1 protein-coding gene is annotated in these 10,500 nt (G+C 76.4%); it reads right to left on the bottom strand.

Annotated elements, in window-relative coordinates; genetic code table 11:
- Position 1 precedes the first annotated feature (1 nt).
- Positions 2 to 10,453 (bottom strand): type I polyketide synthase, encoded by a 10,452-nt coding sequence (locus ACFVGY_RS31285; protein ID WP_385683742.1) that lies wholly within the window; start codon positions 10,451 to 10,453, stop codon positions 2 to 4.
- Positions 10,454 to 10,500: the final 47 nt, after the last annotated feature.

Genomic DNA, 10,500 nt, shown 5'->3' with positions numbered 1-10,500 from the left:
GTCAGAAGTTGCTGTTGCTGGTCGTGTTGCCGGGGGTGTCGTCGTCCCCGGGGTCGCCGCCGCCGTCGAGGGCGAGGTCGAGGAGGTCCTGGAGGTCCATCTCGTCGATGGACGCGACGGGTTCGGCGGTGTCCGGGCCGGCGTCGGCGTCGGCCGGGGTGTCGGGTCCGGCGAGCTGGAGGAGGGTGTCGAGGAGTCCTGCGGCACGGATGCGGCCGAGGGGGATGGTGGCCAGCGTCCGCCGCAGCTCGGCGTCCTGCGGGTCGGTGTCCAGGTCCGCCGCTCCGCCGGTCGCGCCGGCCGCCGCACCGCCGGGCCCCTCGGTGAAGAGGGTGCGCAGCAGGTGGCGGGTCAGGGCCTGCGGGTTGGGGTAGTCGAAGACGAGGCTGGACGGGAGCCGCAGTCCGCACGCGGCGCCGAGGCGGTTGCGCAGGTCGACGGCGGTCAGGGAGTCGAAGCCGAGGTCCTTGAACGCCCGGTCGGGTGCGACGGCGTCGGCGGACGGGTGGCCGAGGGCCGCGGCCGCGTGCTCGCGCACGAGGTCGAGGAGGGCGGTGTCCCGGTCGTCCCCGGACAGGTCTGCCAGCCGGCGGAGCAGGTCCGCGGACGGGTCGCCGGCCGCGGCCGGGCTGCCGGTCGCCGGGTCCTGGCACAGTGCGGCGCGTACCTCGGGCAGGTCGTCGATGAGCGGGCGGCGCCGGGCCGCAGCGAACACCGGCGCGAACCGCGCCCAGTCGACGTCCGCGGCGGTCACCGCCGGGTCCGGGCCCGCGAGGGCGCTTTCCAGGGCGAGGAGGTTCGTCGCCGGGGCGACGGGCGGCAGTCCGCGCCGGGTGAGCTGCTCCTCCGCGTCGCCTTCGGTGGCCATGCCGCCGTCGGCCCACGGTCCCCAGGCGATCGCCGTGGCGGCGAGCCCGCGGGCGGCGCGGCGTTCGGCGAGCGCGTCGAGGAAGGTGTTCGCGGCCGCGTACGCCCCCTGGCCGCCGCTGCCCCAGGTGCCGGCGATGGACGAGAAGAGGACGAACGCGTCGAGGGAGTCCGGCGCGTCGAACAGCGCGTCGAGGTGGACGGCGCCGGCGGTCTTGGCGGTGACGACCCGGGCGAAGCCGGGCAGGTCGGTGCCGGTGCCGGGCGGCTGGGAGACGCCCGCGGCGTGGACCACGGCGCGGACCGGGGTGCCGTCGGCCGCGAGGCCGGCGGCGAGCGCCGCGAGCGCGTCCCGGTCGGTGACGTCGCAGGCCGCGACGGTCACGGTCGTGCCGAGTGCTTCGAGCTCCGTGCGGATCTCGGCGGCGCCGGGCGCGTCGGCGCCGCTGCGGCTGACGAGCACGAGCCGTTCCGCACCGCGTTCGGCGAGGCGGCGGGCCACGTGCCGGCCGAGGGCGCCCGTGCCACCGGTGACGAGCACGGTGCCGCGCGGGGTCCACCGGGCGGTGGAGCCGCGGTCGGCCGGGGTGGCGCGTCCGAGGCGTCGTACGAGGGTGCCGGCGGAGCGGATCGCGAGCTGGTCCTCGTCGCCGGCGCCGGTGAGGGCGTCGGCGAACCGCGACAGGGCGCGCTCGTCGCACACCTCGGGCAGGTCGACGAGTCCGCCCCAGCGGGCGGGGTGCTCCAGGGCGATGACCCGGCCCAGGCCCCAGACCTGGGACTGGGCGGCGCCGCCGAGCGTATCGCCGGGGGCGGCGGCGACGGCGTCGCGGGTGACGCACCACAAGGGGGCGTCACCGCAGCCGGCGTCCGCGTCGGGGCCGGTGAGCACGGCGGCTAGGGCGTGGGTGAGGGCCAGCCCGACGGGCACCCCGGGGTGCTCCGGGTGCGGCCGCTCGTCGAGCGCGAGGAGCGACAGGATGCCGGTGACCGCTCCCGCAGCTCCCGTCTCGCGCAGCCGCTCGTGCAGGCGGGCCCGCAGCACGGCCGGGTCGCCGTCCGCGGTGTCGAGCGGGAGCGGCAGGATCCGGGCGCCGCCGTCGCCCATGTGGTCGGTGAGGGCGCGGACCCACGGGTCGTCCGCCTGTGCGGCCGGTACGGCGACCAGCCAGGTGCCGGTGGGGGCTGCCGGTGCGGTGGCCCGGTCGCCGGTCCCGGTCCACGGCTGCCAGGTGACGCGGTAGAGGAGGGAGTCGGCCTGCGCCTGGGCCTGCCGGCCGCGCCGCCAGGCGGAGAGGGCGGGCAGGGCGGTGCCGAGCGGCTGGTCGCCGTCGACGGCGAACTCGTCGGCGAGCGCGGCCAGGTCGGACCGCTCCACGACGTCCCAGAACCGGGCGTCGGCCTCGCTCAGGGCGGGGCCGCCCTGAGCCGTCCCGGCCGCGGGCGCGGCGGCGGGCTCGGGCCAGTGGCGCCGCGACTGGAAGGGGTAGGTGGGCAGGTCGACGCGGCGGGCGCCGGTACCGGCGTAGAACGCCGACCAGTCGACGGCGGCGCCGTGGACATGGGCCCGGGTGACGGCGGAGACGACGGTCTCGGCCTCGGGTCGGCCCGGGCGCAGCAGGGGCGCGAACACAGCGTCCTCGGTCACGCAGTCCTGGGCGAGGGCCGAGAGCACTCCGTCGGGCCCGAGTTCCAGGTACGTCGTGACGCCCGCGGCCTCCAGGGCGCGGATGCCGTCGAGGAAGCGGACCGCCTCGCGGACGTGCCGCACCCAGAAGTCGGCGGAGGCCATCTCGTCGGTGACGAGGGCGCCGGTCAGGTTCGACACGACCGGGATGCGCGGGGTGCCGTACGACAGTTCCTCGGCCACCTTGCGGAAGTCGGCCAGCATGCCGTCCATGTGCGGCGAGTGGAAGGCGTGGCTGACGCTGAGCCGCTTGGTCTTCCGGTCGGCGAACGACTCGGCGACGGTGACCGCCGCGTCCTCGTCGCCGGCGATGACGACCGACTGCGGGCCGTTGACCGCGGCGATGCTCACCCGGTCGGTGAGCAGGGGCGCGACCTCGTCCTCCGAGGCCTGGACGGCGATCATCACGCCGCCGGGCGGGAGTGCCTGCATCAGCCGGCCGCGGGCCGCGACCAGGGTGCAGGCGTCGTCCAGGGACAGCACCCCGGCGACGTGCGCGGCGGTGATCTCGCCGATCGAGTGGCCGGACAGGAAGTCCGGCACCAGGCCCCGGCTCTCCACGAGCCGGAACAGGGCGACCTCGACGGCGAACAGGGCCGGCTGGGCGTACCCGGTCCGGTCCAGCAGATCGGCGTCGGTGCCGAACAGCACGTCCTTCAGAGGCAGTTCGAGGTGCGCGTCGAGCTGCTCGCACACCGCGTCCAGCGCGGCCGCGAACTCCGGCTGGGACGCGTACAGCTCCCGGCCCGTCCCGAGCCGCTGGCTGCCCTGCCCGGTGAAGAGGAACGCCAGGCGGCCGCCGGTCACCGAACCGCGGATCAGCCCCGGGGTCTGCTCGTCGGCCGCGAGGGCGGTGAGCGCGCCCAGCAGGCCCGCGCGGTCGGCGGCGGTGAACGCCGCCCGGTGTTCGAGGCCCGTGCGGCCGGTGGCCAGGGAGTACGCCAGGTCGACGAGACCGGAGCCGTTCTCGCCACCGGCCGCGCCACCGGCCTCGGCGGCGGCTTCGGCGACGGGAAGCAGCCGGGCGGCCTGGGCACGGAGCGCCTGCGGGTTCCGGGCCGACAGGACGTACGGGAACGGTCCGGCGGCGGGAGCCGTCGGGGCCGGCGCGGACCGGTCCGCGGGCTGCGGGGCCTGCTCGATGATGGTGTGGGCGTTGGTGCCGCTGATGCCGAACGAGGACACCGCGGCGCGCCGCGGCCGGCTGGTCTCGGGCCAGGCCGTGGCCTCGGTCAGCAGGGCGATGTCGCCGGCGGTCCAGTCGACGTGCGGGGTGGGCTCGTCGACGTGCAGGGTCTGCGGCAGCACCCCGTGGCGCATCGCCATGACCATCTTGATGACACCCGCCACGCCGGCCGCGGCCTGCGTGTGCCCGATGTTCGACTTGATCGAGCCGAGGAGCAGCGGCTGCCCCTCGGTCCGCTCCCGGCCGTAGGTAGCCAGGAGCGCCTGCGCCTCGATCGGGTCACCGAGCCGGGTACCCGTGCCGTGCGCCTCGACCACGTCGACCTCCGCGGCCGACAGGCCCGCGCTGGCGAGCGCGGCACGGATCACCCGCTGCTGCGACGGACCGTTCGGAGCCGTCAGACCGTTGCTCGCACCATCCTGGTTCACCGCCGAGCCACGCACGACCGCGAGCACCGGATGCCCGTTGCGCCGGGCGTCCGACAACCGCTCCACGAGCAGCATCCCGACGCCCTCACCCCAACCGGTGCCGTCCGCGCCAGCCGCGAACGCCTTGCAGCGGCCGTCGGGGGCGAGTCCGCCCTGGTGGCTGAACTCGCTGAACGTGCCCGGCGTCGACATGACCGTCACGCCGCCCGCGAGCGCCAGGCTGCACTCACCGGCCCGCAGCGCCTGGATCGCCCAGTGCAGGGCGACCAGCGAGGAGGAGCAGGCGGTGTCGACGGTGACGGCCGGGCCCTCCAGGCCCAGGGCGTAGGCGACGCGGCCGGACATGATGCTGCCCGCGTTGCCGGTCATCACGTGGCCGAGGACGCCGTCCACGTCGGCGGACCGCTCCAGCTGGGCGTCGTAGCCGGTGTAGGAGGCTCCGACGAACACGCCCGCGCGGCTGCCGCGCAGCGTCGACGGGTCGATGCCGGCCCGCTCGACCGTCTCCCAGGAGGCCTCCAGCAGGAGCCGCTGCTGCGGGTCCATGGCCAGGGCCTCGCGCGGCGAGATCCCGAAGAAGTCGGCGTCGAAGGAGTCGGCGTCGTAGAGGAATCCGCCCTGGAAGGCCCGGCCGTGGCCCGCCTCGGCGGCGCGCAGCTCGGCGGTGTCCCAGCCGCGGTTGCCGGGGAGTCCGGCGATGGCGTCGCCGCCGGTCTCGACGAGCCGCCACAGCTCCTCGGGGCTGCGGACGCCTCCGGGGTAGCGGCAGCTCATGGCGACGATGGCGATGGGGTCGTCGACGGCGGCCGCCCCGGCCGTGCCCGGTGCCCCGTCCCGGACGGACTCGTCCTCCCCGCCGAGGAGTTCGGCGTGCATCTGGTGGGCGAGCGCCGTGGGCGTCGGGTAGTCGAAGACGAGCGTGCTGGCCAGGCGCAGACCGGTGGCCGCGCCGAGCCGGTTGCGGAGCTCGACGGCCGTCAGCGAGTCGAAGCCGAGGTCCTTGAACGCCTTGGCGGGCTCGATGTGTTCGGCCGAGGCGTGGCCGAGGACGGAGGCGACCTGTGCCCGTACGAGGTCGAGCAGGACACGGTCCTGTTCGGGGCGGGTGAGGCCGGCGAGCCGTTCGGCGAGCGGGGTGCCGCCGTCGGTACGGGTGCGCGCGGTACGGCGTCCCGCCGGGCCCAGGAGCTCCCGGAACACGGGGGCGACCGGGCCGGGCGCGGCGGCGGCGCGGAGGGCGGCCGGGTCGAGGCGGGCCGGGACGAGGGCGGGCCGGCCGGAGGCGAGTGCGGCGTCGAGCAGGGCCATGCCGTCGGCGGCGGTGAGGGCGCCCATGCCCTGCTGCTCCATGCGGCGCAGGTGGGCCTCGTCGAGTCCGCCGGTCATGCCGCTGGCGTCGGCCCACAGGCCCCAGGCCAGCGCAGTGGCGGGCAGGCCCCGGTGGTGGCGGTGCTCGGCGAGGGCGTCCAGGAGGACGTTGGCGCCGGCGTAGTTGGCCTGGCCGGCGCTGCCGAGGGTGCCGGCGACGGCGGAGTAGAGGACGAACGCCGTGACCGGCAGGTCGCGGGTCAGCTCGTGCAGGTGGAGGGCGGCGACGGCCTTCGGCTGCAGGACGGTGTCCAGGCGTTCGGGGGTGAGGGAGCCGATCACGCCGTCGTCGAGGACGCCCGCCGTGTGGACCACGGTGGTGAGGGGGTGCTCGGCGGGGATCGCGGAGAGGACGGCGGCCAGGGCGTCGCGGTCGGCTGCGTCGCAGGCGGCCCAGGCGACCTCGGCGCCCAGCGCGGCGAGTTCCGCGGTGCGTTCGGCGGCGCCGGGCGCGTCGGCGCCGCGGCGGCTGAGCAGCAGCAGCCGGCGCACGCCGTGGGCGGTGACGAGGTGGCGGGCGACGATCCCGGCGAGGGTGCCGGAGCCACCGGTGATCAGCGCGGTGCCGGCCGGGTCGATGGCGGCGCCTCCGGTCGCGCCGGTGGTCACGCGGGTGCGGTGCAGCCGCGGGACGTGGACGGTGCCGTCGCCCAGCAGCAGCTCCGGCTCGCCGGAGGCGAGGGCCGCGGCGAGGAGGGCCGCCACGGCCGGGTCGGCGAGGTCGGGGACGTCGGCGAGGACGAAACGGCCGGGGTTCTCCGTCTCCGCGGAGCGCAGCAGGCCGCGGACGGCGGCGTGCGGCAGGTCCGCGCCGCCTGCGCCGGGAGCGGCGACCGCGCCGCTGGTCAGCACGACCAGGCGGGAGGCCGCGAACCGGTCGTCGGCGAGCCAGGCCTGCACGAGGGCGAGCGCCCGGTGCGTGGCCTCGCGCAGGGCGTCCGGGCCGGTGCCGGCGGCCTGCTGGGGGAAGGGGGCCAGGACGTACCCGGGTACGGGGGCCCCGGCGTCGGCGGCCGCGGCCAGCTCCGCCAGGTCGGCGTGGCGGGTGGCCGTGCCGAACCCGGCGGGGCCGAGGACGGCCCAGCCGCCGGCCGGGTCGGACGCCGCACCGGTGGCGGTCGGCAGGGGCTGCGGCAGCCGGGTCCAGTCGAGCTGGAACAGCGCCTCGCGCACGACGGCCGGTACGGGTTGCGGGGTGCCGGCGGCGGGGGCCGTGAACGGCTGCGGGGCCAGGCGGCCGACGGTGGCCACCGGGTCGCCGTGGTCGTCGGCGAGGTCCAGGGCGAACGCCGGGTCGGCGGTGCCGTCGGCGGCCGGCCGGATGCGGACGCGCAGGGCGCCCGCGCCGTCCGCGTGCAGGGTCACGCCGGACCAGACGCTGCCGGGTCCGAGGCCCGCGCCGCGGGCGTCGGCATCCGGGCCGTCGGACACCAGGACGGCCGCGGCGTGCGCGGCGGCTTCCAACAGAACCGGGTGCAGACCGAACGCGGCGGCCTCGGGCCCGCCTTCGGGCAGCCGGACCTGTACGAAGTAGGTGTCGTCCAGTTGCCAGGCCGCCTCCATGGCCCGGAACGACGGGCCGCGCCGCAGGCCGTCGTCCGCGCCGGCATCGGCATCGGCATCCGTGTACAAGTGGCCGATGTCGAGGGGTTCCGCCCCGGCCGGCGGCCACGTGGCGAGGTCGGACGACGCGGGGGCGGTCGTGTCCGGTGCCCCGGGGGCGAGGACGCCGCGGGCGTGGCGGGTCCAGCCGCCGTCCCCGCCGAGGTCGGCGTCGCCGTCCTCCGGTCGGGCGGAGACGGTGAAGACGCGGTGGCCCTGCTCGTCGGGGTCCTCGACGAGCACCTGGACCCGTACGCCGGCACCGTCGGAGGGCAGCGCGAGCGGGGTGTCGAGCACCAGCTCCGCGACGTGGCCGCAGCCGGCCCGGTCGCCTGCGCGGACGGCGAGTTCGACGAACGCGGCGGCCGGCAGTACCGCCGTACCGGCGAGGGCGTGGTCGGCGAGCCAGGGCTGGGTGCGCAGGGAGAGCCTGCCGGTGCACAGCACGCGGTCGGAGCCGGCGAGGGTGACGGCGGCTCCGAGCAGCGGGTGCGCGGCGGGGTCGAGGCCGGCCACGCTCACGTCGCCGGCCGTGGCGGCACCGGGCTCCAGCCAGTAGCGCTCGTGCTGGAAGGCGTAGGTGGGCAGGTCGGTGCGGCGGGCGCTGGTGCCGGCGAAGAAGGCCGACCAGTCGACGGTGGCGCCGTGGGCGTGGGCGCGGGCGAGGGCTTCGAGGGCCGTTTCGGGTTCGGGCCGCCCGGCGCGCAGCGCGGGGACGAACGCGGCGCCCCCGCCGGTGACGCACGCCTGGGCGAGCGCGGACAACACCCCGTCGGGCCCGAGTTCGACGTACGTCGTCGCACCGGCCGCCTCCAGGGCGCGGACGGCGTCGAGGAAGCGGACCGTCTCCCGGACGTGCCGCACCCAGAAGTCCGCCGAGCCCATCTCGCCGGTGACGGGGGCGCCGGTCAGGCAGGACACGACCGGGATCTGCGGGGCCTGGTAGGTGAGCCCCTGCGCCACCCGGCGGAAGGCGTCGAGCATGCCGTCCATGCGGGGCGAGTGGAAGGCGTGGCTGACGGTGAGCCGCTTGGTCTTGCGGCCCTGCGCCTCGAACTCCGCCGCGATGGCGAGGGCGGCGTCCTCGTCGCCGGCGACCACGACCGAGCGGGGGCCGTTGACGGCTGCGATGCCCACCCGGTCGGTGAGCAGCGGCAGCACGTCGTCCTCCGCGGCCTGGACGGCGATCATGGCGCCGCCCGCGGGGAGTTCCTGCATCAGCCTGGCGCGGGCGGCGACCAGGGCACACGCGTGGTCGAGGGTCAGCACGCCGGCCACGTGGGCGGCGGCGATCTCGCCGACGGAGTGCCCGGCGACCGCGTCCGGCCGCAGGCCCCAGCTCTCCATGAGGCGGAACAGCGCGACCTCGATCGCGAACAGGGCCGGCTGCGCGTACTCGGTCCGGTCCAGGAGGGCCGGGTCCGATCCGAACAGGACCTCCTTGAGGGGGAGTTCGAGGAGCGGGTCGAGGCGGCCGCACACCGCGTCGAGCGCGTCCGCGAACGCCGGGTGGGTGTCGTACAGTTCGCGGCCCGCACCGAGGCGCTGGCTGCCCTGCCCGGTGAACAGGAATGCGGTCTTGCCTTCGGCCGCGGTGTCCGTGACCAGGCCCGCGGCGTCTTCGCCGGCGGCGAGGGCGGCGAGGGCGGTGTCGAGGTCGTCGTCGGTACGGCCGAGGAGCACCGCGCGGTGTTCCAGGGCGGCGCGGGTGGTGGCGAGCGCGTACCCGAGGTCGAGGGCCGAGGTGCCGGCGGTGCTCTGCTCCCGGGCGGCGATCAGCCGGGCGGCCTGGGCGCGCAGCGCGGTGGCGCCGCGGCCCGACAGGGTCCAGGGCAGCACGGCGGGCCTGGACGGAGCGGGAGGCCGGGACGGAGCGGGAGCCTGGGACGGAGCGGGTTCCTGCTCCTCGCCCGGCGGTTCCTCTTCGGGGGCCTGCTCGATGACGGTGTGCGCATTGGTGCCGCTGACGCCGAAGGCGGACACGGCCGCGCGGCGCGGGGCGCCGGTCTCGGGCCAGGCCATGGGCTCGGTGAGGAGCGACACCGCTCCCGCCGACCAGTCGACGTCCGGGGTGGGCTCGTCGACGTGGAGGGTCTGCGGGAGGACGCCGTGGCGCATCGCCATGACCATCTTGATGATGCCGGCGACGCCTGCGGCGGCCTGGGTGTGCCCGAGGTTCGACTTGAGGGAGCCGAGGCGGAGCGGCCGGCCGGCGGGGCGGTCCTGGCCGTAGGTGGCGAGCAGCGCCTGCGCCTCGATGGGGTCGCCGAGCCGGGTGCCCGTGCCGTGCGCCTCGACCGCGTCGACCTCGGCGGTCGAGAGGCGGGCGTTTTCGAGGGCCTGGCGGATGACGCGCTGCTGGGACGGTCCGTTGGGGGCGGTGAGGCCGTTGCTGGCGCCGTCCTGGTTGACGGCGGAGCCGCGCACGACGGCCAGCACGGGGTGCCCGTTGCGGCGGGCGTCCGAGAGCCGCTCCACGAGGAGGACGCCGACGCCCTCGGACCAGCCGGTGCCGTCGGCGGCCGCGGCGAAGGACTTGCAGCGGCCGTCGGCGGCGAGGCCGCGCTGGCGGCTGAACTCCACGAACACGTCGGGGCTGGGCATCACGCACACGCCGCCGACCAGGGCGAGCGAGCACTCCCGGCCGCGCAGCGCCTGGGTGGCCAGGTGCAGGGCGACCAGAGAGGAAGAGCAGGCCGTGTCGATGGTGGCGGCGGGCCCCTCGAGGCCGAGGACGTAGCTGACCCGGCCGGACAGCACGCTGGTGGCGCCGCCGGTCAGGAGCAGCCCTTCGAGGCCCTCCGGGACCTCCTTCAGGTCGGCCCCGTACCCCATGGCGCCGGCGCCGATGTAGACGCCGGTGCGGCTTCCGCGCACGGACGCCGGGTCGATTCCGGCGCGCTCGAACACCTCCCAGGAGGTTTCGAGGATCTGGCGCTGCTGCGGGTCCATGGCGAGGGCCTCGCGCGGCGATATGCCGAAGAATCCGGGATCGAACACGGGGGCGTCGTCGAGGAATCCGCCGCCGGTGTTGTAGAAGGTGCCTTTGCGGTCGGGGTCGGGGTCGGCGAGGGAGGCGATGTCCCAGCCGCGGTCGTCGGGGAATCCGGTGATGGCGTCACCGCCCTCCAAGACCAGTCGCCACAGGTCCTCGGGGGACCGTACGCCGCCGGGGAAGCGGCAGCTCATCGCGACGATGGCGATGGGCTCGTGGGCGTCCTGCTCGACCTCCTGGAGACGGCGGCGGGCCCGTCGGAGCTCCGTGGTCATCCACTTCAGGTTTTCGAGAAGCTTTTCTTCGTTCGTGCCGGCCACTGGAACGTCACCTCCTGGAGAACTGCGGATTGCATGCGGGATTCGGC

The sequence above is a fragment of the Streptomyces sp. NPDC127106 genome, assembly GCF_042677605.1.
GTDB lineage: Bacteria > Actinomycetota > Actinomycetes > Streptomycetales > Streptomycetaceae > Streptomyces.
The sequence above is the reverse complement of the archived record's forward strand: the minus strand, read 5'-3'. Positions and strand labels throughout refer to the sequence as shown.